Source organism: Haloferula sp. BvORR071, from assembly GCF_000739615.1.
In the GTDB taxonomy this organism is placed as follows: Bacteria; Verrucomicrobiota; Verrucomicrobiia; order Verrucomicrobiales; family Akkermansiaceae; genus Haloferula.
Window position 1 is genome coordinate 14239 of the sequence record NZ_BATP01000054.1, and the last position, 23170, is coordinate 37408.

Here is a 23170-nt window from a genome sequence, read left to right on the forward strand (position 1 = left end):
TGGGACGCTGTGGCTTTTGCTGCCATCGGGTCTCCGGTTTCTTGCCTCTGGTCTCACTCCGTTTCTTCACCTTTAGTCTACTCGACAAACCTCATCCACTCCGCCATCGTCCCCATCCTATGAAGACCCCCATAGCCATCACACTCATCGTCATGGGCGCCCTGCTGGTCATGCTGCCGGCCTTCGCGGACATGGTCTACCAGCACAATCTCGTGACCCTCATGACTTCCCAGGCCGGTGCCACCACTGCCTCCATTGATGGCAAGATGAGCGATACCTACCACTTCGGCTGCTGGGCCACCGGCAGCGGCATGGTCATCATCGCCGTGCTCAGCGTCCTGCGCGGCGCGAAGACCCAACCTGCGGCACACCCCGCCGGCTTCGCCTCGCGCGAGGCTTGAGGGAGAAGTCGGCGCAGCGGTGCGTCCTTTCCCGGGAACGCGGAGGCACCCGCCCCGCAGAACGGTCCCTGATTGCCGTCATCACGGAAAGCTTCGCAGCAAAGCGGCGGCGCTATCGATTCTCGATTCCAAGCTCGCGCTCCCAGGAGTGCCCGCAAGGCAGCACCGGCAATCGATCCATCTCAATGGCGCTTCCCTCCCGGCGCTGGAGTCGCTAGAGATCGGCCTTCACTCCGATCATGAGCGACGCCGACTCCGCTAGCGAAAAGCTGATCATCACCTGCATCCCCAGCCTCGTCGCCACCCTGCTCAATCGTGAGCGCGCGAAGGGCAGCCCCTTGACCGAGGAAGAAGTCATCGCCATCCGCGATAACTGTCCCGCCAAGGCTGTCACCGCCGCCGAGCTGCGCGCCATTGAGGAACGCCGCGGCTATCAGGACATCGATCCCGCCCGGCCCTGGGAAGAGTGGCAGCAAGCCCGCCTCGTATTCGTGGCTGCGGATGAGAACGGGAATGAGAGTGAGACGCAGGGAGAAGCCGCGCCCGCCAGCGATGTCGCGGAAGCCGTCGCCGACAGCAGCCGCCTGGTCATCTTCATCGAGCCGAGCCTTGCCAGCGTCCTGCACCTCCGTGAGCGCGAGAAAGGCAGCCCGCTGACCGAGGAAGAAGTCCTCGAGATCCGCGACAACAGCGAAGCCGTCGTCATCACCGCCGATGAAGCCCACGAGCGCGAAACCGCCCGCGGCTTCCAGGACATCGACCCCGAGCGGGTGTGGGAGGAGTGGCAGGAGGTAAGGCTGAAGCTGCCACAGGCCCCGCAGGGGTGAGGGGGCGTAGCGCGACTTTGCAAGTTGCGCCAGGGAGCGTCCGCGCAATGCGAAAGAGAGCCGCTCCTCTCCACATAAGTGATCCTGCCCTGACCACCTCCACTGATTTCCCACCCATGACTAGCGACGAAGCCCTGCAAGCCTTTGGCCTCCCGGCAGCACCCGCGCATCGTGACGAGCTCCGCCGCCTCCTCGCCGCGGCGACCGAACTCGAAGCCTCCGGCGAAGGCGCGGGGGAGGAAGTGCTCCGCACCCTCTGCGTACAGCTCTTCAGCATCGGCCGGGTTGAGGACTCGCTGCTGATCTGGGCGGCCAAGCAATCCAGCTTCGATGCCGGTTGCGGGCTCGATGTCCAGTTTCTCTGTGGCGCCGGTCTGGGGGCGACCAAGCAGCATCTCCGCGAACACTCCAGCACCCCCGGCGCCAGCCAGGCACTCTCTTATCTCAGTGCTTGCGAACAAGCAGGTGACTTCACGGACTGGACTCCGCAAGTTACCATCGCCTACCACCGCAACTACTACGGCCTCGCCTGATTTCATCGTGAAAAGCTTGCGCATGGATCTCTCCGCCATCCGGAAGTGGGATGAATTCCACGACCTCTTCGTCGCCACCTTCGGTTTCCCGGCTACTACGGGCGGAATATGAATGCATGGATCGATTGCATGGGCGATGCCGCCATGACGGAGGAGGGCGGCATCTTCCTCCATCTCGATGGTGCCACAGAGCTCAAGCAAAGCCACCCGGTCATCTGGGAAGCGCTCAATGAATGTGCTGCCTTTTTGAACTACCGCCAGCACATGGGTGGCGGGCCGCCGATCCTGGCGCTCTCTTACTTTGCCTAGCCGACCTCCAGCCCTACACCGACAAATGGCAGCCGGCGTGGAGTTATCTAGCCATGCTCGATGAAGTGGAGAAGCTCGCGTGACTATCTTGCCAGCGCTGTTCGGGTAAGCCGTGATCCCCATGAATAGAGCCTTCAAAATCGTCCTCCTGTCCGCCCTTGCGGTGGTGGTGGCTATTTTCGCCCTCGGCTGGTGGGCCTTCCAGAGCTGCAACGAGATCGAGGTCCACGCGGCGCGGGTCGATTGGCTGCCCGCCACGGCTTCCGATATCTCCTCCTGTTGGATCAAGACGAATGCTTTTGATGTTGCCCACGTCTATGAGTTCCATATCGGCAAGGGTGACTTCGAGTCGCTGGCCCGCGAGCGCAAGTGGCCGGTGAAGCCGATCGTCGCGCCGCAGGAGATCATCCGTTACCTGGATTTTCTTCCTGCCGGGCACCCGGCGGCCAAGGAGCCGGGGCGTGTCACGAGCCGTGCCGGACTCTACTATCGATATAGTCAGAACAATGGCGGCGGTACCACCGTGGTCTACGATGAGGCCAGCTCGACCGCCTATGTGGACTGGAGTGCCCGCTGAGTTTGCTGCCTTGGACTCCTGACCCATCGTGTACTTCCCCGACCTCAGCCCCTACACTTACGCGCCCAGAGGGTGCGATCCTCCCGCGCTGAATATCGGTTGGCTGGATCGTGCGCATGAGTTCACACGCAGCACGGTGCCGACGGGCTTCATGGAGCGGCTCCGCAGGCTGATGCTCACCCGCGTGAAGCAGATGCGCGGCTTCCAGACCTGCCAGTTCTGCACCGGCGAGGATCTGGATGCCGCCCTTGGCACGGGCCCGCTGTCGGAGGATGAGCGGAGGGCTCTCCGGCAGGCCTGCCACGAGGACGGCCGCTTCAGCTCCGCCGAGATCCGCGTGACCGGGCAAGACGGCCGCATCTACGCTTCGCCCATGATGATCGCCCACTACGTGGAGGCCCACGGCTATCTCCCGCCGCCGGAGTTTGTGGAGGCCGTCATGCAGACGATGTTCCTCACACCGCGGCGCATGATTCTCCACCGGGTGAGGGAGCATGGACGTGTGCGTTGTCTGTCCCCCGAGGCCATCGATCCGCGGAACTACCCGGCCTCCTTTGTCATCGATGAGATCGAGCGCGATATCCCGGTCGTCTTCGGAGTGATCCAGCTTTGGGACGGCAGCGGTGGCGAGAAGCACCCGCACCTCCACTACATCTGCCCGCGCTGCGGCACGGAGCAGAATGTCGATCTCCACCCGGACGACGCGAACCCGCGCTTCGGCTCCTGCGATTCGTGCTTATGGCGGTCGCCCGTGCTCATCCAGTGGCGGCAGGACCAGTAGCGGAGAGCCGCTCTTCGAGCGTGATTTCGTGGCCAAGCTTCTTTCAGAAGCGAGTCCACCATCATGCCATCCCCACCACCACTGCGCCAGGAATCCCTGTATCCAAGGTAGCCAATACTCCTCCGTGATGCACTGCAAGCGCGAGAAGATGCGCGTCTGTCGATTGCGAGGGACCAACGCACCACTTGGGCCATGGCCCTGTTGGCGATAAATCATCCGGGATGAACTCGTGGCGGGTACCTAGCGCGGCCAGCATTCCGCCAAGCATTTTTGCAGCATCGGCCAGCGCCACTCGCCCTCCGCTCCTCTGCACTGATACCCGGATGAAGCCGAGTTCCACGATGGGCGTCGTGCAGAGCTTCACCCCGCGTCGTCCCTTCATCTCGCCAAGCCACCGGGCCGTCCGCTGGTGCTCCGAATGATCGGACCACCCCCAAGCCACCAACAGGTTAACATCGAGCAGATGTTTCATTCACGGGAAGTCGGCGAGCATTTCGCGAACGGACTCGCTGGACAGTGGCGGCGCATCCAGCAACGGGGCAAAGATCATTGCGCCGGTATGCGGACACTTCACCAGTTGCGGTTCGGCGGGGACTGGATCCGGCCCAGCTGCCCGGCGGCGCAGGTATTCGGAGACCGTGATCCGTTGCCGCTTCGCCGCCGCCCGGATCCGTCGTGCCTCCTCATCCGTAACCTTGAAGGTGAGTGTCTTCACGGGTATGACGGTAATACCGATGGGTGCGGGCTCAAGCGCAAATTGTAGCTCGCGCCCGATCCACCTCACTCCACCCACTTCGCCGTGACCACCGCCTTGATCGGATCCGGTTTGCGATTCGGGTAGTCCGGTACCGGCGGGCGCCCCACCGCGGTGAAGGCCGCCGTCTCGCCGGGGGCCAGGCTCTTGATCTGCGCATACGCCGCATCGCCCGTGCTGCGGGAGGAGGCGGCGATCCCGGGCTCCTTGCTGCCCTTGTAATTTTCCCACACCCGGTAGCAGACCATCACATCCTTCATCGCATGCTTCGTCGGGTTCGTCACAGTCCCACGCACCTCGTAGTGCATGGTCGGTGAATCCAGGTGCACCAGTTGCTCGCTCACGATCTTCGGTGCCGGATCACCCTTGCCGCAGTGGGAAAGGGACATCGCGGCCACACAGCCGGCAAGCAGGAGGAGGGGGGACTTCATCATGAGTTGAGCGGGGTTGGGGCGAGCCGCCGCCCCTGTCGATGGCGAAGCCCCGCGCCGCACCGAATTCACCGTTCCTTCATCTTGGATCCGTGATCCTCGCGGATACGGCTTCCCTCCCGCTCGGCAAGCGCTGCCGCCCTCCATCCGATCCATCCATCACTTTGAATCGAATCCTTCCCTTCATCCTCATCGCCGCGCTCGCCTTCCTTGCGGGTTGGTTCTCCCGCCACTTCTACGCAGGAGGACCGGGCGAGGGAATCCAGTGGCGCTTCACCGAGGCCGCCGCGCGAGGCGACCTCGCCGAGATGAAGCGTCTCCACCTCCTCGGTGCGGGAATCGACAGCATCCCTACCTACGACGAAGGCCTCCAAGGCACACCCGCCCTGCAAGCCGCCGCCGATGCCGGCCAGCCCGAGACCGTGAAGTGGCTGCTCGATCACGGTGCCGATCCGGCGCGACAGACTTCCGATGTCACTCCTTTGAGCGGAGCCGAGTATCGTGCCCGCGCCGCCGCGGAGACTGCGAAGCTGATCCGGGATCGTGTGAAGTAGCGGGCGAACCGCGCCTTCCTTCCGTGAAATCCCCGCGAAGAAATCCGCCTACGTTGCTTCGCCTCCCATGCCCGCGTTATCCTCACCGCGAATCGCAGCCCTGCCGTGTCGTTCGAATTAGTCCTGTGGCTTATCCCCAATCTCTTCATCGCTCTCGTGGTGTTGTTGATTGCGTTCATTGTCGTGAAGCTGGTGAATGTCTCCAGGCCACAGCGGCGGCGGATCCATCTCGGTAAGCGGGGCTGGTGGGGCGTGCTGCTGTTTCTCTTCCTGGCGATCCTGGTCATGACTGCCATCAGCCGCCCTCCAGAATGGCGCGAGGCCACGGAGAGGGAACTGACCGATGCCTGTGATGGCGACCATATGCTTCGTGCCCGCTTCTGGCTACTTATGGGCGCGAATCCGGACGGCGAGTCCGATCTCACCCCGCCGCTCTGCGTCGCGGCGTATCACCACAGCCACCGCGTGCTTCGCCTTCTATTGGAGAAGGGAGCCAACCCGAACAAGATGGCGGAGCCGGAGGGCACTCCTTTGTCCGACGCGGTCAACTCCCGCAACCCCGAAGCCATCAAGCTCCTCCTCGCCGCTGGTGCTGACCCACGCTACAGCTCCACCTGGACCGCGGCCGATCAAGCGAAGAGGCTCCACTATGACGAGCTCATCCCCCTGATCCGACCTTATCTCTCCGAGCCCGAGGCACCGCCACAGCGCTGAGGGCGTCGCACCCTCTGCGTGCGCCATTTCGCAGGCAAGCTTCCTCTGGAGGTGGCTCGCCGCGGGTCGCCCCTCACGGGAAATCCGCAAGCATCTCGCGCAGGAGCCTTGGCGCATTTGGCGCTCCCTCATGTTTCTCCGCCTGCAGCGACAGCTTGCCTCGCTTCTACTTCACCGCATCTCTCGGGATCACTGCCGTGCGCTTGGAGCGCGACTCGTGTTCGTCTCCCGGGGCCAGTTGGGTTGAGCCGGGCTTGGTGTTGTAGAAGGTGTGTAGGAAGAGCCCGTCTTTCCGCGCTTTGCTGGTGATTTCGGCTTCTATCAGCGCGTGGGTGCCATCCTTGAAGCGGACGAAGTAGTGCGCCCGCGGTGCCACCGGGCGCCAGACGCCATCGGGCTCGGTCTCATCATGGCCCACCCGTGCTTCGCTCGCATAGCCGCCCGAGGGCGCGGTGAAGCCCGGCCCGTTTACTGGTGCGATCTCGCCCTCCGGCACGGTGATCAGGCATGACCAGGTGTAGCGCTCCTTCGCCCCGCCCTGTGGCCGCGCGGCGGGATCCACATCCAGGCGGAAATCGACGGCATGGCCCGTGCCCGCTTCATCCACGCAGACCCGCAGTACACCGCCATTGGGGGCGAGCGGCTGGTGACCGAGCTTGCAGCGGACCAGCGGCTCGATCGCGCCCAGCTTGGCCAAGGTCAGCTTGCTCGGCATCGCCGGATTCATGTAGCGCCGGCCGCCATCGTCCGCCATTCCGTAAATGCAGATCAGCTGTGAGGTCACGCCATTGCCCTCATAGTCGGATATCATCGTGTAGCCCTCCTTCGCGGCGGTGACCGAGAGCTGGCCGCCTTGCACGCCGCTCACCTTGAAGAGCCCCTTCGCATCGGTGCGCACGATCATGCCGTCCCTGCCGGGGCTTTTCATACCATGGACGTAGTAGGTCACCTCCGCGTCCGGCACCGGATCCCCGTGCTGATCCACCACCAGCCCGTAGAAAAGGATCTCCGCGGACATCATCCGCTTCATCGATTCCTGTGGAGTCTCCCCCGGCAGGACCCGCGCCGCGCCGGGTGCCGCCACTCCCGCCGGCAGGCCATCACTGCCAGGTCCGAGCGGGCGCTTGACGTAAAAGAAAAGCCCGAAGACCGCCAGCACGATGATCGCGGCCGCCACCGCACCCAACTTTGACCAGCTGTTCATCTTCATCGCATCGGGCTGGGAGCCAGCCTCGTCGCGCCTGCTGCCGCTGGCAAGCTTCTTGGCGCAAGCGAGGCAGGGGTGGATGGCGCTGCATCCGCCCTGCTTGCCCCCTCCTCATTCCATAAACCGCCCTTGCGCCCCGCCATTCCCATCGTAAGAAACCCACCCATGACCCCGCCCACCGCCGCCTTCCACGGTTCCCTCGCTGCCGATGCCCTCGCCATGCCGGTCCACTGGTATTACGACCGCGATGCCCTGCTCCGCGAATACGGCCTCGTCGATCACTTCGTCGCCCCGCACAACCCGCACACCGGCACCTTCATGCACCGCACCCACTACGCGGCGCTGAATGAGAAGGGCGACATCCTGCGCGAGCAGGGGCAGTACTACGGCACCGGTGGTGAGGGCATCCACTACCACCAATTCCTCCAGGCCGGCGAGAACACCCTGAACTTCCAGCTCGCGATCGAGCTCCACGATCTCGTCAAAAACGAACTCGGCGGCCGCTACGATGCCGATGCCTGGCTCGACCGCTACATCGCCCGCATGCTGGAGCCCGGCTGGCACCACGATACCTTCGTGGAGGAATATCACCGCAAGTTCTTCACCCACTACTCCGAGGGCAAGCCCCCGCGCGAGTGCGGTATTTCCGACAAGCACATCGGTGGCCTCGCCCAGGTGCCCGCCCTCCTCGCCGCCCTCGAAGACCAACCTTTGGATTACCGCCGCGCCGCCGTGAAGGAACACGTGGCCCTCACCCACAAGCACCCCGAGACACTGCGCGCCGCCGATACCCTCGTCCGCCTGTTAGATGCCATCGCGAAGGGTGCCACGATCCGCGATGCCATCCGCGCGGAGGCCAATGACTGGCTTCCCGCCGAAGACATCGAAGCCTGGATCGCCGCCGGCGAGGCCGACAACCACGTCGTCGGCGAACGCTTCAGCGCCGCCTGCTACGTCGAGGACTCCGTGCCCGGCTCCCTCTACCTCGCCTGGAAATACCAGGATAACTTCAAGGCCGGCCTCACCGCCAACACCATGGCCGGCGGCGATAACTGCCACCGCGGCGCCATCGTCGGCAGCTTGCTGGCAGCGGGCAGGGGAGGGGTCCCGGAGGAGTTCCGCGTGAAGCGTCGCGAAGCTGCGGCGCATTGATGGGGTGCAGCGGCGGGGCTGTCGTCACTGCGGAGAGATGAATCGCACCCTCGACACCACCTCGCTGCCTGCTATTCTCTCCCCGTGGAGAAGACCGTGGTCAAGCGCCCCTTGGCGAGCGAAGGTATCCCGCCTCTGATCGAGGATCGCGAAGAATCGCTCGCGATCTTCGCCGAGATCCTCTCACGCGGAGCCATGTTCTATCCGGACTACGAAGATGAAGCTGCAGAAGGATATCCGCGAGTTTGTCGAATTGTTGCTCTCTCGGAAAGTTGACTTCCTCCTCGTCGGCGGCTTCGCGCTGGCCTTCCACGGAGCGCCGCGTTTCACGGAAGACATCGATTTCTTCATCCTGGCATCGCCGGAGAATGCGGCGCGCATGGCCGCCGTCGTGGCGGAGTTTGGTTTCTCTGAGCTTGGCTTGGGGGAGGCGGATTTCCTTGTCGTGGACCAGGTCATCCAACTCGGCAGGGCACCTCATCGTATCGATCTCCTCACCGGCATCAGCGGTGTGAGTTGGGAGGAGGCATGGGCCTCGCGTGTTGCCGTGAACCTCGATGGCTTGGCCATCCAGGTCATCGGCAAGGCGGCCTTGGAGGCTAATAAAGCGGCAACCGGCCGCCCGCAGGATCTCGCGGATCTCGCCAGGCTGAGGAACGGGAAGGCTTGAAAAGGCTGTCACCCCAGCGCCCGTGATTGCTGTCCGGCAGCCACCACGCCCCTCAATCTTCCCACGCGCTGCAAGATCACCCACCGCCACATCATCGCCAGCCCCAGCAGCGCCAGCCACATACTAATCACATAGTAGTGCGGAAACACCCACTCTGCGCGGAATCCTCCCATCACCACCCGCGGGCCCTCTCCCTCCTCGCACTGCAACCACGGCGCACCCGCGATGGCATGCCCGCCGGCCCAATAGCCACCCCGCCACAGGGCCCGCCCGCGGGATCGAAACCCATCACCTGCCCCGGATAGTAACGGTAGCCGCCTTCATCCACGATCAGCGTCTGCGGCGGCTCCGTGTTCACCCGGATCATCCTCGCCTCATGGCCCACCGCCAGGATCTTCGCATCCCAGCTCACATACACCAGATACCCCGCCACCAGCATCCCGCCCCAGAAGAAGAGCGAGCGCCACCACGGCGCAGGCCTTCGCATCACCTCACTCATTCGTCATTCCTTCTTCTTCGTCGCCTCCGCCTCGGTCATCGTTTCCGTCGCGATCAGCTTCAGCCTGCCATCCCGCAGCAGCATCCTGCTCCCATCCGGCGAGAGCTCCGCCTTGTAGTAGTCACCCGGCTCCTTCGCCAGGTGCAGCGTCGCCTTCTTCTCCAGCGTCCGCGCATCCAGCTTCACCACCACCGGATCCAGCGTCGGATCCTCCTTCCTCGCGGTGATCGGCGGCACCACCACCGCATAGACAGCTTCCCGCTCCGGTCCTTCCATGACCTGCGCGACCCTGCCGGGGAATTCACAAGTCACCGGCTCCTCCTTGCTATTCTCCTCCAGCGGCGTCCGCGTCAGCTTGCGATCGTAGCCCCAGCTCAGCGCCGCGCTGCCACCACCGGTCACCAGCGCGAAACTGGCCGAGAGATCATCGTGCTCCGGCAGCACCACCCGGTAGCCCGGCCGCCGCAGATCCACGATCCGGGTCTGCCCGCGGCTCGGCCGGATGACCACCCGCGTGCCGCTGCCGATGAAATTCGCACCGATCCCCCAGCTGCCCTCGATCGGCTCGCCCAGCGCCTGGCCATCCGCCGTGCTCCAGAATTGCAGCGTGCCCACCCCACCGCAGTCCTGCACCTGGTTGATCGTGGCTGCCCAGCTGCCCCCGCGCTGCAGGGCGAAATACAACCCATCTCCATTCCCCTTCGTGAGCGGCATCGCCGGGCCGTTTTCCCGCCATGCTGCCGTCGCATAGCGCCGCAGCGTCCCCTTGCCATCCATGATGAAGGCGAGCTTCCCATCCGCGCTGAATTGCGGCGTGATCAATCCCCGCCCATCCTGGTCCACCGTGTGCGGCACCACGATCTGCGCAAGCACCTGCCCGCTCTCCACCTTCGTGATCCGGTAGCCGCCCTCCGCCGTTCCAGCCATCACCGTCTCCCCATCCGGGGTGAAGTAGGCCGGCAGCAGCTCCCAGCCATCCACCAGCGTCTCACGCTTGATCGGCGGCGAGAGCTCCTGCCCCGTCTCCAGATGATACACCACGCTCACCTCCGGCTTGTCCTGCAGAGTCACCAGCAGCCGCTGCCGCCGCGGATCCAGCACGAATTCCCTCACACCTCTCAGCTCCGCCAGCTTCCCGGCGATCGTCGGCTTCCCGCTGGAAGTCTCCCATAGGCCGATCCGCCCGTCCGCCAGCGTGGCCAGCACCTGCGACCCCTCCGTCACAAAGCTCGCCTCACCCATCACCCCCGGCGCCGCCGCATCCTGAAGATCCGGCATGGGTAGCGCCTTCACCTCCTTTGCCTCCACATCCACCGCATGCGCGACCCCCACCGCCATCACCGCAGCGCCGCCCGCCACCACCCACCGCGACACCCAGACCAACGCCCATGCACCACAACGAAAGTTACGCTTCATGACCAGGGGACCACTTGTTCTCCCAGAATACGCAGCCCCCGCCGCACTTTCCATGAAGAACGCGTGAAATCCCCAGCGAACTTACACTCACCGCCCGCCATCAAGAGTAGGTAGTCCCGCCCTCAGGCGGACGCAGCACGGGCAGAGCCGTCTTCGCCCCCAGGCCCCGGGTTCATCCACCCTCCAGACCATCCTTGAGTCCCACCGGGAATCCCACACACTCCGCCAGCCTCGGCACCCATGATTCGAAGTAGCATGAAAGGCCTCGCCCTCCGCATCGGATCGATCTTCTGCACGATAATCCTCATCGGCGGCGGCGGGTACCTCGCCGTGGACAGCATTCGCGCCATTCGTGCCAGTCGCGTTGACCATTCCAATTACACCGTGAACCCGGAGGTCACCCGGCAAGTGATCGCACTCTTCGATAGCCTGGGGAACAAGCCGACGGAATTGGTGATGGCCGGCAGCGCCAAGCCCAAGGCCGTGGGCGCCACCGGCATGGGGACTGTCAGCCAGTTCGCGGTGGTGGAGCGCGGGGACATGCTCGGCCTCCATTGCCTGGAGGATCGTGGCCGCACCGTCATCCGCTTTTCTTTTCTCCACGATGGCTACAGCCCCTTCAGTGCCACCGACCTCAGCGCCTCGCTCGTGGATGACGAAGCCCTGCGGAAAAGCTTCGGCACCTTCCTCAAGCGCCTCGCGGCCGCCGATCCCAACTGCCGCCGCGCCATCATCCAGGCTGCATCCGGCGGCAAGGTGCTCAGCGCCGCCGATCTCGAGGCGATGAAGTAAGCCGCCTCCAACAATCCCTCCATTCACCCATGCCAGAAAATCATCCCGACCCATCTTCACTCCGGCACCAGTGGCCCGGCATGATCATCTTCCTGGTGACGATGCTAGGCACCCAACAACTCAGCTTCTCCCTCCGCGAACCGGTGATGAACTGGCTCGCCTTGCACGATGGCTCTCCCGGACAGGAGCCCCCCTGGTATTTCATCAACCGCGACTTCGCCGAGGGCATCTGCTCCAGCGCCGCCCTCGCGCTGAGCCTCCTGGTCGCGGCGCTTTCCTGGAGATGGTGGCCGGATATGGCCAAGATGATGACCTGGTTCTCCCTGATCTCAAATGGTGGAAACGTCGCCAAGGGCTGGGTCATCTACCGCTACTGCCCCGGCCTGGCCGATGGCCAGCGCAGCACCACCCGCTGGCCCAGCTTCGATAGCTATCTGAACGACCCCTTGATCCACCGCCTCCAGTCCATGGTGCTCTGGGGGACCATGCTGTTCTTCGTGGTCCTTCCGCTGGCTATTGGTCTCATGAGAAAGCGCTGGAACAAGCAGAAGGCATGAAGCGGCGATCCATCCACCTGCGCAGGGCTCTTGCAGGTCGCGCCGTGAATCAAGCGCGACGGTTGCTTAAGGCCCGCCGCCAAGGGTAAGTAGTCCCGCCTTCAGGCGGACGCAGCACCAGAAGAGCATTTCTAACCCTGCGGAGCCGGGAGCCCACGAAGCTCCAACCCAAGCAAACCAAGCACCACTTGTCTTTCCCCTCCTTGCCTTTCTCCTGCCTCCCTCCTGTTCAAAAACAATCAAAGGAAGGCGCGCACAACTGCCAGTGCTCCGCTTGAAAGACAGGATTTGAACAGGAGAAAGGCAAGAGAAAGACAAGGAGGAAGAAGCCCGGCTAAGGGTCCGCTTCCGTGTATTCGCGTATTCCGTCGTTTGCCTCTCCGGCTGTTCAAATTTCGCGCCCTTTCGCGCCCTTTCGCGGCTAAAAAACCACCACCCCGGCAGCCCACCTCTCCTTCTCCATTCGTCAGATTCGCCCGATTCGTGGTGCCTCCAACTGTCTTTCTTCCTCCTAGTCCCTCCGTGACCTCTGCGCCTCCAGGGTAGCTACCTCCATCCTTCGAACTTCGATGTCTCTCCTTCCCTCCCTCTGCTCACGGTGGCGGAGGCAGTTCGATCCCAAGCTAATCTCCATCCATCGTCGGCAGCTCAGGCTTCAATGGATCGCTGGCATGATAGATCCAGACCACCTCGTTTCTCACCTCGTAGAAGATCAGGCCCTCGCGAAGGTGTTGAAGTAGGGCCTCCAGTGTCAGGTTCTCCTCTCTCAGCCGTGGGCCGAGGCGAAGCCCGGAAATCTCCACCGGCTTCTGCGCGGGATCAGGTTCCACATGGCTCTGATACAATCGAAACTGCACCCCGGGAAACTCGCCCGGATTCTTGTCGTGCTTCACCGACAGCCTGCCGAGTTCTTCCACGAACTCCGCCACGGAAACGTCTTCCATATCGATCACCGGCACCACGATTTCGCGCAGCTTCTTCTCCGTCGCTTCCGGTGCCCGCTTCAGCGCCCTGCGGGTGCCGCTCTTCCCGGGCCGCGAGTCTGCCGCCTGCGTCGAGCCGGTCCCATTCTCCGCCGCTGCCTCTTCCCCGCCGCCAGAGGCCACCGCCACTCCTGTAGGCCGGCTCAAGCTCGCCATCTTGCTACCCGCGATCGCGAGCACGACAATCCCTGCCGCAACCAAGATTGCACGACCTCTCTCAGCCATGTCCCAAACCTGCCAAACGCAGGCAGCCCGGGCAAGCAAGCAGGCGGCTTTCGGTGCCACGCCCCCACCGTTCCCATTCTTCCTCACACTCCATTCGGCATTCGGAAATTCCGCATTCGAGATTCGGCTTGCGCTTGAGCAGTCCCCAAACCCCCGCTAAGTCCCCGCACGCGCATGCCGCAGACCCTGCCACCGCTGAACTATCCTGACTCCCTGCCCGTCGTCGGCATGCGGGAGCAGATCGTCGCGGCCATCCGGGAGAATCCCGTCATCGTCGTCGTCAGCGAGACCGGCTCCGGCAAGACCACCCAGCTCCCGAAGATGGTCGCCGAGGCCCTCGCGGAGACCACCGATGGACGCCGGTTAATCGGCTGCACCCAGCCGCGCCGCATCGCTGCCGCCAGCGTTTCCAAGCGCGTCGCCGAAGAACTGCGCACACCCCTCGGTGCCTACGTCGGCTACCAGGTCCGCTTTGAGGACAAGACCAGCAAGGACACCCGGATCAAGTTCATGACCGATGGTATCCTGCTTGCCGAGACCCAGGGCGATCCGGACCTCCATCGCTACGATGCCCTTATCCTCGATGAGGCCCACGAGCGCTCGCTCAATATCGACTTCCTGCTCGGCTACCTGAAGCGCCTGTTAGAGCACCGCCGCGACCTCAAGATCATCATCTCCTCCGCCACCCTCGATGCCGGCTCCTTCGCCGCTTTCTTCGATGGCGCACCCGTGCTGCAAGCCGAGGGCCGCACCTTCGGCGTCGAGGAATACTTCCTCCCGCCTTACGACGATGAGGAACTCTCCCGCCAGGTCCCCCGCGCCGTCGATTGGCTAACAGAAGTCGATCCCCAAGGCGATGTCCTCGTCTTCCTCCCTGGCGAGCGCGAGATCCGAGATTGCGCCGATGCGCTCGATGGCCGCGGCTACCGCAATACCGAGATCCTCCCGCTCTTCGCCCGCCTCGGCCTGGGTGACCAGCAGCGCATCTTCAATCCCGGCCATCGGCGCAGGATCATCCTCGCCACCAACGTCGCGGAGACTTCTCTCACCATTCCCGGCATCGTCAGCGTCGTCGATAGCGGGCTCGCCCGCGTCAGCCGCTGGAGCCCCGCGCGCGGCGTGCAGCGCCTGCAGATCGAGGAAGTCTCCCAGGCCAGTGCCCGCCAGCGCAAGGGCCGCTGCGGCCGCGTGCGGGAGGGCGTCTGCGTCCGCCTCTACTCCGAGGAGAATCTCGAAGAGCGCTCCGAATTCACCGATCCCGAGATCCGCCGCAGCTCCCTCGCCGGCGTGATCCTGCGCATGAAGTCCCTCGGCCTGCCGGACATCGAGGACTTTCCCTTCCTCGATCCCCCGGCGCCGAAGGCGATCTCCGAGGGGTATCGTACTTTGCGCGAGGTCGGCGCGCTCGACAAGGACAAGCAGCTCACCGATGCCGGCTGGACCATGGCCCGCATGCCGGTGGACCCGCGCCTCGCCCGCATGCTCATCGAGGCGAGCTACGAGAACTGCCTCGCCGAGATCCTGCCGATCGTCTCCGCCCTCGAGTCCGCCGACCCGAAGGAGCGCCCCTCCGAGAAGACCAAGGAAGCCGATGCCGCCCATGCCAAGTGGAAGGACGCCGACTCCGACTTCCGCGGGCTTCTGCGCCTCTGGCTCGACCTCCAGCGCTTCCGCGAGGGCAGGGGATGGAAGCGCAACCAACTGCGCAAGTACTGCGGCGATAACTTCCTGAACTACCGCCGCGCCATGGAGTGGACGAATGTCCACGATGAGCTGCGGGACCTCATCCACCGCGAGCTGCGCTGGGAGATCAAGCCGCTCGGTGCCAGCGTGGAAAAGTCCGCCGGCTACGATGCCTTCCACCGCGCCCTGCTCTCCGGCGTGCCGCGCCAGTTCGGCCTCTACGATAAGGAAGCGCGCGCCTACCGCAGCGCCAGTGGTGGCCACTTCGCCGTCTTCCCCGGCTCCGGGCTCTTCGGCGGCAAGAAGTGGGACTGGGTCATGGCCATGGAGTTGGTGGATACCACCCGCCTCTGGGCCCGCCGCGTCGCCCGCATCGATCCCGCCTGGGTCGAGAAGGTCGCGCCGCACCTCTGCGTCCACCGCTATGGCGAGGGCCACTGGGATGAACAGCATGGCGCCGTCTATGCGAAGGAGACCGTCCTCTGCGGCGGCCTGCCCATCGTCGCCGGCCGCCGCGTCCACTTCGGCCGCATCGATCCCGCCGGCGCCCGCCGCATCTTCGTCCGCGAGGGCCTGCTGCAAGGCGGCGTGAAGGGCAAGTCCCGCGCCATCGAGCGCATCGCCGCGCTCAAGGAGGAGATTGAGGCGATCGAGCACAAGCTGCGCCGCCCCGGTGGGCTCTGGAGCGAGGAAGCCGTGCTTGAGTTCTTCGAGAGCCGCCTGCCGCAGGACATGTTCACCGCGAAGGCGTACCACAAGTGGCAGGAGAAAAACGGCGATGCCCTGATCGCTACTACGAATGACGTAGTTCTCGAGGATCTCGACGCCCTCGACCTCGAGGGCTACCCGGACAGCCTCGTCCACGCCGATGACGAATACGCGCTCTACTACCGCACCGCCCCCGGCGAGCGCGATGACGGCGTGACCCTCGGCGTCCACATCGACCAACTGCCGAAGCTCCCCGATTGGCTCCCCGGCTGGGGCGTCCCCGGCGATATGCCCTGGCGCGCGGAGTGGATGATCCGCTCCCTGCCGAAGGACCTGCGCCGCGAGTGCCAGCCCGTGGCCGACTGTGCCCGCGGCTTCGCCGATGAATGGCGCTACCATGAGCCCGATGCACCGCTGGAAGTACGCCTCGCGCAGTATCTCACGAATTTCTCCGGCTACCAGGTCAGCCCGACCAGCTTCGACCTCGAGCGTCAGCCGGAAGAACTCATCACCAAGGTCTGGATCTGCGATGACGAAGGCCGCGAGCTCGCCTTCGGCAAGGACGTGAAGGCCCTCCAGCGCAAACTCGGCAAGCTCGTCACCGACCGCTTCGAGGCCGCCGCCAATGCCGATTGGGAGCGCCGCGGCATGAAGGAGTGGACCGAGGGCGAGATCCCCGAAGTCGTCGAGACCCCGGCAGGCCCTGCCTATCCCGCCTTGTTAGACGAGGGCTCCAGCGTCGGCGTCAAAGCCTTCTCCAATCCCGCCGAAGCCGCCGAATCCCACCGCGCCGGGCAAGTTCGCCTGCTCATGCTCGCCCAGCCGGACCAGGTCGCCTACCTCAAGAAGAAGTTCCCCCTCGGCCTCATGGCCAAGGTCGAGCTGCCGCGCCTCGGCACCCCGCTCGATGACCTCATCGCGCTCAGCGGGGAAGGGGCCCTCGGCTCGAAGCGCTACAGCACCCCGCAGGAATTCGCCGCCGGCGCCAAGCCCGCCAAGGGCCGCTGGTACGAGGCCGCCAGCATCCTCAGCAAGTCACTCGACCTCACCTTCGAATCCATCGGCCCCGTCCGCCAATGGATCCACGACAACGCCAAGGACCGCCACCTCTCCGCCGTCGCCACCGACCTCGAGGAAGAACTCGCCTGGCTCCTCCGCCCCCGCTTCGCCTGGCGCGCCGGCTTCGCCCGCCTCAAGTCCCACGACCGCTACCTCCGCGGCATCCGCTCCCGCCTCGGCCGCATCGCCAGCCTCCCTCTCATCAAGGACCTCGAGAAAATGGAGCGCGTCCGCAAATACTGGACTCCTTGGTTCCGCGCCTGGACCGCCAAACCCGAAGACCCCGCCCTCTGGGACTACGGCTGGCTGTTAGAAGAGTATCGCCTCAGCCTCTTCGCTCCCGACATCCCGCTTGAGATGAAAGTCTCCGAAAAGCGGCTGGGGGAGGGATTCTAACAGAGCGTCCTCCTTCAAGTCCGCCCTTGCGGACGGCTCTACCTCTGGGACCGCGGCGGCACCTGCCCCGCTTGGACAGTCGAGCGAGCCTACCTTCAAGGCCCGCCTTACGGACCGCCCACTGGGTGCGCCGGCTTCAGCCGGCCAGAGTCCCCAACTGCCAAGATCACCCTGCGTTCTCTCCCAAGTCCCCTTGGGACCGCGAGGGCTCCTGCCTCGCTTCGCCGGTCGTGCGAACCCACTCATGTGGCCGCCTTCACGGACACCACTCCAAAAGCCCCAAAGGGGCGACAAGGAGAAAGCCCAGGGTCAGCAAGCAAAGCGCCGCGCAACCCTGGGTCTAATCCCGTTAACCATAGGCCCCCTGAATGGGGGCAAGGAGGTCGCGGAGGGGAAATCTGCCTGAAGCGATCTATCTTCCCGCCGGCACCTTGGGCTCGATGCTCTTCAGCTTCCTCAGATTCGTCGCCAGCTTCGCTGGCAATTCCCCCTTCGCGATCCGCTCCTCCACATTCAGGAACTCCAGCGAGTTCCGGTAGCAGAAGTCCCGACACAGCATCTCCGATTCATCGTCATTACTACCCGCATCGTACACCGCGCTCTTGAATGCCAGCAGGTAGTTCAGCCGGTCCGAGGCATGGGTCATCGGCATGAACCAGTCCGAGCCATAGATGATCTTGTCGCCGAAATCCCAATCCCGCGGCGTTCCGTCCGGCCATGGCTTGCGGCTGTCCGCGATCAAGCTCTTCAGATTCCCCGTGAAAATCTTGCGCTTGTCGGGATCCGCGATGTCCTGGTGGCAGCCAAATTCGCAGTAGATGTTCTTATAGTCGCGGCACAGCTCATAGACCGTTTTCCCCCACTTGGAATTATCCCACTTCCCCGCGCTGTACCATTCCCCGCCGCCCCCGGCGTGGCCCAGGCAGAGCCGCAGGTTTTTCAGCTCCTTGTGTTCTTGGAGCAGAAGCTGCCAGCCCCTTGGATCCGCCAATTGATCATAGCCGGGCTGCGCTTCGAATTCGCCCTTAGCGCAGTGTGCGAAAAGCGGCACATCATTCTTCACGGCCCACCGGCACAGATCCAGCAGCCGCCGATCCAGGTCATCCCCCGTCACCGGCGGACGGTTCTTGGGCTCGTAGCGAGCCTTCCATTGCTCCAGTGGCTGCTTCCACTTGCTTGATGGCGGATCCGGGATCTTATTGCCCGCCGGCCGGTAACCTGATGGCGGATACACCTTCACCCCGAAGGCACCTCCGCTCTCATAGGCCTTCCGCACAATCTCCAGCGCCCTTCCGTCCGCCGCTTCTCGATCCTTCTCCCATGTATCCCGGAAGGGGCTGTAGGCCACGAAATACAAAAGCTTCCCCTTGGCCTGCTTCTGCTGACTTTGCATCCGCCGGATCTGATCGCGGGTGCTGTAGAGTCTCGGATTCTCCTCCTCCTGGTTGTAGGTCGGAGCCAGATCCATCATGTGGCTCACCGCCAGATTGATCCGCTCATTGTGATCGCTCTGGAAGCGGCCTTCCACCCTGTTGTCGGCTTTCGTCAGGCATCGCAGAAAATGAAAATACTCGCTGGCGCGTTCTGACCGCGAACCCTTGTCCTTCGAGTTCTCCTTGAGGAGCGTCACGAAGCCCTTCGGTTCTTCGTCGAAGAGCGCCACGAAGTCCATCAGGCTGGCCTCTTCCTTTCGGGTAAGTTTGTCTACGGGCTTGGTCTTATCCGGATCCAGCAATTTCCGCGCGCCGGTGATCCCCGGATCTGCCGCCACTTCCTCCGCGCTGATGTTCCTCACCTCCGCGAGCGCGCTGACGTCCGCCGCGATCTTCGCGTTGACCTCATGCTCGGCAGGCAACTTGGATTCTCCGGTCATCCGGGTGATCAGATCCGCCAGCGCCAGGACCCTCGCATCGGTCGCGTATTGCGCGTGATCGCCCAGCATGTCGCGTTTCGCCAGCACGATCCCGCGCAGCGGCAGGAAGCGCGAATTGAAGGTATGCGTGTGAACGTCCACCACCGGCACGGAGTCGACCAACTCGCGCTTCGCAGCGCTGAAATCACTCGTGTCCACTGCCGGGAATTCTGTCGTCGTGCAAGCACTCAGCAGCATGGCACCGCCCGCACCTAGCAGGGACGGGAGGGAGGAGGTCCGGATCGTCATGAGAATCAAGGGGAGGGGAGTTTTGGTAGGGAGAGGAGATCCAGCGGAATATTTCCGTTAGATAGTATAGGATATAACTCAACGTGATAGGTGATGGCCAGCCATTTTTCGATTATGCCAGTCGGGTGTGGGTTTGTCCGTCACTCCTTGTCCCCGCCGCCTCTTGGAAAGCAATCGACGATGCATCTCCCCGGTATTTAAAAAGAAAGCGCCCGCGGAAATCCACGGGCGCTTCAAAAATCAAATCCAACCCACCCCCACCTCACCGCCCCTCCACCACCGTCTTCAAGACCTTCTTGAAAGGCCCTTCCATATGCATCGTCATCCCCGGCTGCGGGCTGGTATCCACGGTCATGTCGGCGCTGGTCGATGACTCCAGATCCCTCAGCTCGGTCAGCGAGCGGTGGATGACGGCACTGCCCTTGAACTTGAGTGCCATCTTGGGGCCCTCGCCCGATTCATTGACATCACCCTCACCGGCGATCTCGAATTGAGCTTTCAGCACCGCGCATGGGGTTCCTTGGAACTCCTCGATCGCGGCAAACTCCATCGTGTAGGTCCCACTGATCTTCCGCGCCTCTCCAAAGGCGGTCAGGGCTTGCGGATCCACCTTCCACTTGTCGCCCACCTTGCGCGGCGTTTCGCCGTACAGGGCGAGACCACTGTCCTGCTCGAAGGCCTCGCCCAACTCCTCCAGCGCCTTGATCTGCGCGCCCTTGGCGGTGGCGCCGTCCTCCCGCTTGGCACTGTACTTCCCGTCCTTGTATTCCAAGAGGACAGGCACCTTGAGCAGGGGGTCTTCTTCGTGGGGCGTCGGCCGGTCTTTGCCGTTCAAGGTCATCTTCGCGTTCCTAATGTCGCTCTCCAGCGTGCGGCGCGATTTGTTGTCTCCCAGGGAGACCAGGTTTGCCACGCTGCGATCGCGGCGCTCCATCGACCCCTCCATCGTCTTGTCTCCCACCTTGACCGTCAGCTTGCTCAGCTTCATCTCGGTAAGCTCCTCCATGGTGAGGGTTTGACCCTTCGGCGACGGTTCGAGCTCCTTGCTCGCCAGCACATGGCTCTGCGCCTTCTTCGCCTCCTCCAGCGTCGCGACTCCTTCGGCCTTCGCGTGATGGCTGCAAACGCCGAAGGTCAGACCGGCTCCGAGCAAGGATTTGATCACAAGGTCCCTCATGGTGTCTCCAGCCTGACAGCCGCTCCCGCCGCTTGGAAAGCACTCTGTGATCACATCTCGCCGCGACAAAAAAGCGCCCGCGGCTCACCCGCGGACGCTCTTCAAAAGCCGCGCCGCCTCAGGGCTTCTTCACCACCGTCTTCTGCACCACGTTGAGCGGCCCTTCCAGATGCATCGTCATCTGCTTGCCTTCCGGGCCTTGCTTGCTGTCCATGATCACGGTTGCGGTGATCTTCGCCTCCAGGTCCACCTGATCGGCGAGCGAGCGGTGGGTGATCGCTTCACCCTTGAACTGCAAGTTCATCGTCGATGGTCCCTCGGCGTCATTTTGCTCGCCGCTGAGTTCGAATTGCGCCTTCAGCACCGCGCAGGGAGTTCCTTCGAACTCCTTGATCTCCACAAACTCCACCGCATAGGTCCCGCTCATCTTTTCGACATCGCCGAAGGCCGTCAGCGCCTGCGGATCCATATTCCACTTGTCGCCCACCTTGCGCGGCGTATCGCCATACATCGCAAAGTCGTTGTTCTTGTTGAGGCTCTTGTTGATCCTATCCAGCGCCTTGATCTGATCGCCCTTGGGCGTCGCACCGGACTCCAGCGTGGCCACTCCCTTGCCATCCTTGTATTCGAGCAAGACCGGCACTCCCTCCAGCGCGTCCTTCACCTCCGGCCACGGCGCCTCCCGGCCGTTCATCGTGACCTTCGTGTCCTTCGCATTGCTTTCCAGTGTCCGGCGCGCGCGCGTCTCGCCGAGGGAGACCACGGTCTCAACGTTGCTCTCTCTGGAGCTCATCGTGCCCTCCATCGTCCTGCCGCCGGTTCCGACCCTCAACTTGCCATCCTTGGTTTCCATCAGCTCCTCGATCGTGAGGGTCTGCCCCTTCGCGGGAAGCTTCGTCTTCCTTGTCGCCAGCACATGCCCCTCCGCCTCCTTCGCCTCCACCACCGCGGCACTGTCTTCCGCCTTCACAGCACTCCCACAAATCCCGAGCGCCAATCCCGCCCCGAGCAAAGTTCTGATCGCAAGTGTCTTCATGATGCCGGACCCTAACAACCATCTCCGCCGCATGAAAAGCAATCTGTGATCCGATAACATCTCGCCGTGGCACAAAAGCCCGCCCGCAAAGCGCCCGTGCTAACCCACGGGCGCTTCATCGAATCCATCGCTCACCGCGTCACCGTCGTCTTCTGCGTCATGTTGAAGGGGCCTTCCACGTGCATCGTCACCTGTGGGGCCGGGCTGCCGTCCATGGTCATGATCGAGGTCGTTTTCACTTCCAGGTCGGTCTTGTCCGCCAGCGAGCGGTGACAGATCGCCTCGCCCTTGACCTGGATCCTCGTCTTCTGTCCCGGGCCGCCCTCCGCGGACGAGCCTTTGATGTCGACTTGCGACTTCAGCACCGCACAGGGCACGCCTTGGAATTCCTTGATCTCCACCAGCTCCATCGTGAAGGTGCCGCTCAGGTCCTGCATGTCGCCGAAGCCGCCCACGTTTTTCGGATCCACGTTCCACTTGTCGCCCACCTTTCGGGGCGTGTCCCCATACATCGCGAACTGGCTGTCCCGTTTGAGCGAGCCGCTCAGCTTCTCCAGCGCCACGCTCTGCTCCGGAGTGGCCGTGCCTGCCTCCAGTGTCACGACGTAAGTGCCATCCTTGTACTCGACGATCACCGGCACCCCGACCAGCGGATCTTTGTCCCCGGGCACGGGCCTGTTCGCTCCGTTCATGGTCATCGCGTTAGTGCTGGCCTTGCTTGTCAGCGTCCGGCGCGCCTTGTTGTCGGCCACATAGACCCAGGTATCCACGCTCTTCTCGCTGCGGTTCATCGTGCCCTCCATTTTCTTGCCGCTGGCATCGATGCTCATCTTGGCGTCCTTCATTTCCGCGGAGTTCTCATCGGTGTGCGTCACGCCCTTCGCGGGAAGCTTGGACTCCTTCGCCGCCAGCACATACCCCTCCGGCTTCGCTGCCTCCGTCACCGCGGCCCCATCTTCCGCCTTCGCCGCATTCCCGCAAACCCCGAGCACCAATCCCGCCCCGAGCAAAGTCCTGATCGCAAGTGTCTTCATGATGCCGGACCCTAACAACCGCCTCCGCCGCGTGGGAAGCAATCTGTGATAACATCTCGCCACCGCGCAAAAAAAGCGCCCGCGGAAACCCACGGGCGCTCCAAAACTCAGAATCGATCAAATCGATCGCCTCACTTCTTCAGCGTCGTCTTCGTCGTCATGTTGAAGGGGCCCTCCACATGCATCGCCATGCCCGGGCCGGCTTCGCCGTCCATGGTCATCGTGGAGGTGATCTTCGCCTCCAGATCCTCCTTGTCCGCCAGCGAGCGGTGCGAGAGCGCCTCACCCTTCAGCTTCATCGTCATCTTCGGTCCCTCGCCGCCCTCGCTGTCGGCTTGGCCGACCACATCGAATTGCGACTTCAGCACCGCACAGGGCGTCCCTTGGAAATCCTTGATCTCCACAAACTCCACCGTGAAGGTCCCGGTCAGATTCTTCGCATCGGCGAAGCCCCCGAGATTCTTCGGATCCACATTCCACTTCTCGCCCACCTTGCGCGGCGCCTCGCCATACATCGCCAGCTCGCTGTCCTTG

The 23170-nt window shown here is 63.5% G+C and carries 26 protein-coding genes; 14 read left to right on the plus strand and 12 right to left on the minus strand.

Features of this window, described 5'->3' with window-relative positions; genetic code table 11:
- The first annotated feature begins 119 nt into the window (after positions 1 to 119).
- The 6 genes from BV071_RS26115 (at position 120) to BV071_RS26145 (ending at position 3428) form a co-directional block, all read left to right on the plus strand.
- Complete coding sequence (locus BV071_RS26115) at positions 120 to 401, plus strand: hypothetical protein (protein WP_035613616.1); 282 nt, start codon at positions 120 to 122, stop codon at positions 399 to 401.
- Positions 402 to 640: 239 nt separating this feature from the next.
- Positions 641 to 1228: a hypothetical protein gene (locus BV071_RS35800; RefSeq protein WP_052573904.1), complete on the plus strand. Its 588-nt coding sequence runs from the start codon at positions 641 to 643 to the stop codon at positions 1226 to 1228.
- Between the two features lie 116 nt (positions 1229 to 1344).
- A complete protein-coding gene (locus BV071_RS26130; protein ID WP_035613618.1) occupies positions 1345 to 1761 on the plus strand; it encodes a hypothetical protein in 417 nt (138 codons plus the stop codon).
- A 108-nt stretch (positions 1762 to 1869) separates the two neighbouring features.
- On the plus strand, positions 1870 to 2070 hold the full coding sequence (locus tag BV071_RS26135) for a barstar family protein (protein WP_052573905.1): 201 nt from the start codon (positions 1870 to 1872) through the stop codon (positions 2068 to 2070).
- Between the two features lie 121 nt (positions 2071 to 2191).
- Positions 2192 to 2647 carry a hypothetical protein gene (locus BV071_RS26140; RefSeq protein ID WP_035613621.1) on the plus strand — a complete coding sequence of 152 codons (456 nt, stop codon included), beginning with the start codon at positions 2192 to 2194 and terminating at the stop codon, positions 2645 to 2647.
- 28 nt (positions 2648 to 2675) lie between these two features.
- Positions 2676 to 3428 carry a hypothetical protein gene (locus tag BV071_RS26145; protein WP_035613624.1) on the plus strand — a complete coding sequence of 251 codons (753 nt, stop codon included), beginning with the start codon at positions 2676 to 2678 and terminating at the stop codon, positions 3426 to 3428.
- 61 nt (positions 3429 to 3489) lie between these two features.
- Here the strand turns inward: BV071_RS26145 and BV071_RS33700 are convergent, their stop codons facing one another.
- From BV071_RS33700 to BV071_RS26160, 3 genes are all read right to left on the minus strand, one after another.
- Positions 3490 to 3900 (minus strand): PIN domain-containing protein, encoded by a 411-nt coding sequence (locus BV071_RS33700; RefSeq protein ID WP_052573906.1) that lies wholly within the window; start codon positions 3898 to 3900, stop codon positions 3490 to 3492.
- Positions 3901 to 4143, minus strand: a complete 243-nt coding sequence (locus tag BV071_RS26155) for a hypothetical protein (protein ID WP_265594911.1) — start codon at positions 4141 to 4143, stop codon at positions 3901 to 3903.
- A 65-nt stretch (positions 4144 to 4208) separates the two neighbouring features.
- Positions 4209 to 4616, minus strand: a complete 408-nt coding sequence (locus BV071_RS26160; RefSeq protein ID WP_035613630.1) for a hypothetical protein — start codon at positions 4614 to 4616, stop codon at positions 4209 to 4211.
- Between the two features lie 161 nt (positions 4617 to 4777).
- Here BV071_RS26160 and BV071_RS26165 point away from each other — a divergent pair, with 161 nt between their 5' ends.
- Entirely contained in the window at positions 4778 to 5167 is a 390-nt protein-coding gene (locus tag BV071_RS26165; protein ID WP_265594912.1) for an ankyrin repeat domain-containing protein, read from the plus strand.
- A 105-nt stretch (positions 5168 to 5272) separates the two neighbouring features.
- Complete coding sequence (locus tag BV071_RS33705; protein WP_052573907.1) at positions 5273 to 5881, plus strand: ankyrin repeat domain-containing protein; 609 nt, start codon at positions 5273 to 5275, stop codon at positions 5879 to 5881.
- A 166-nt stretch (positions 5882 to 6047) separates the two neighbouring features.
- Here BV071_RS33705 and BV071_RS26175 read toward each other — a convergent pair whose 3' ends face one another.
- Positions 6048 to 7085, minus strand: coding sequence for a carboxypeptidase-like regulatory domain-containing protein (locus tag BV071_RS26175; RefSeq protein WP_265594913.1), 1038 nt, complete (start codon positions 7083 to 7085; stop codon positions 6048 to 6050).
- Positions 7086 to 7253: 168 nt separating this feature from the next.
- On the opposite strand from BV071_RS26175, the gene BV071_RS26180 reads away from it, so the two are divergent.
- The 3 genes from BV071_RS26180 to BV071_RS26185 all read left to right on the plus strand — a co-directional run bounded on the left by BV071_RS26180 (position 7254) and on the right by BV071_RS26185 (position 8910).
- Entirely contained in the window at positions 7254 to 8240 is a 987-nt protein-coding gene (locus tag BV071_RS26180; RefSeq protein WP_035613640.1) for an ADP-ribosylglycohydrolase family protein, read from the plus strand.
- Between the two features lie 84 nt (positions 8241 to 8324).
- The gene (locus BV071_RS35805) at positions 8325 to 8516 is read left to right on the plus strand and encodes a hypothetical protein (RefSeq protein ID WP_265594914.1); all 192 of its coding nucleotides are present in this window, start codon (positions 8325 to 8327) and stop codon (positions 8514 to 8516) included.
- The gene (locus BV071_RS26185) at positions 8458 to 8910 is read left to right on the plus strand and encodes a nucleotidyl transferase AbiEii/AbiGii toxin family protein (protein WP_035613643.1); all 453 of its coding nucleotides are present in this window, start codon (positions 8458 to 8460) and stop codon (positions 8908 to 8910) included. Before BV071_RS35805 ends, BV071_RS26185 begins: the two co-directional genes overlap by 59 nt.
- 172 nt (positions 8911 to 9082) lie before the next feature.
- Here the strand turns inward: BV071_RS26185 and BV071_RS26190 are convergent, their stop codons facing one another.
- Both BV071_RS26190 and BV071_RS26195 read right to left on the minus strand, forming a co-directional pair.
- Positions 9083 to 9409 (minus strand): hypothetical protein, encoded by a 327-nt coding sequence (locus BV071_RS26190; RefSeq protein ID WP_035613646.1) that lies wholly within the window; start codon positions 9407 to 9409, stop codon positions 9083 to 9085.
- A gap of 3 nt (positions 9410 to 9412) precedes the next feature.
- Positions 9413 to 10825 carry a WD40 repeat domain-containing protein gene (locus tag BV071_RS26195; protein ID WP_265594915.1) on the minus strand — a complete coding sequence of 471 codons (1413 nt, stop codon included), beginning with the start codon at positions 10823 to 10825 and terminating at the stop codon, positions 9413 to 9415.
- Positions 10826 to 11080: 255 nt separating this feature from the next.
- Here BV071_RS26195 and BV071_RS26200 point away from each other — a divergent pair, with 255 nt between their 5' ends.
- Together BV071_RS26200 and BV071_RS26205 are read left to right on the plus strand one after the other, a co-directional pair.
- A complete protein-coding gene (locus BV071_RS26200) occupies positions 11081 to 11617 on the plus strand; it encodes a hypothetical protein (protein WP_035613652.1) in 537 nt (178 codons plus the stop codon).
- A gap of 80 nt (positions 11618 to 11697) precedes the next feature.
- Positions 11698 to 12174, plus strand: coding sequence for a hypothetical protein (locus tag BV071_RS26205; RefSeq protein ID WP_035613655.1), 477 nt, complete (start codon positions 11698 to 11700; stop codon positions 12172 to 12174).
- A 623-nt stretch (positions 12175 to 12797) separates the two neighbouring features.
- Here BV071_RS26205 and BV071_RS26210 read toward each other — a convergent pair.
- The gene (locus tag BV071_RS26210; protein ID WP_265594916.1) at positions 12798 to 13382 is read right to left on the minus strand and encodes a hypothetical protein; all 585 of its coding nucleotides are present in this window, start codon (positions 13380 to 13382) and stop codon (positions 12798 to 12800) included.
- 174 nt (positions 13383 to 13556) lie between these two features.
- On the opposite strand from BV071_RS26210, the gene hrpA reads away from it, so the two are divergent.
- Positions 13557 to 17228: an ATP-dependent RNA helicase HrpA gene (hrpA, locus tag BV071_RS26215; protein WP_035613661.1), complete on the plus strand. Its 3672-nt coding sequence runs from the start codon at positions 13557 to 13559 to the stop codon at positions 17226 to 17228.
- Between the two features lie 412 nt (positions 17229 to 17640).
- On the opposite strand, the gene BV071_RS26220 is transcribed toward hrpA, so the two are convergent.
- From BV071_RS26220 to BV071_RS26240, 5 genes are all read right to left on the minus strand, one after another.
- Positions 17641 to 19389 (minus strand): amidohydrolase family protein, encoded by a 1749-nt coding sequence (locus BV071_RS26220; protein WP_035613664.1) that lies wholly within the window; start codon positions 19387 to 19389, stop codon positions 17641 to 17643.
- 262 nt (positions 19390 to 19651) lie between these two features.
- Positions 19652 to 20566, minus strand: a complete 915-nt coding sequence (locus tag BV071_RS26225; RefSeq protein WP_035613668.1) for a hypothetical protein — start codon at positions 20564 to 20566, stop codon at positions 19652 to 19654.
- 118 nt (positions 20567 to 20684) lie between these two features.
- Positions 20685 to 21602: a hypothetical protein gene (locus BV071_RS26230; RefSeq protein WP_265594917.1), complete on the minus strand. Its 918-nt coding sequence runs from the start codon at positions 21600 to 21602 to the stop codon at positions 20685 to 20687.
- 131 nt (positions 21603 to 21733) lie between these two features.
- Positions 21734 to 22636, minus strand: a complete 903-nt coding sequence (locus BV071_RS26235) for a hypothetical protein (protein ID WP_035613673.1) — start codon at positions 22634 to 22636, stop codon at positions 21734 to 21736.
- A 131-nt stretch (positions 22637 to 22767) separates the two neighbouring features.
- A partial coding sequence (locus tag BV071_RS26240) for a hypothetical protein (protein ID WP_035613676.1) occupies positions 22768 to 23170 on the minus strand: 403 nt, incomplete at its 5' end.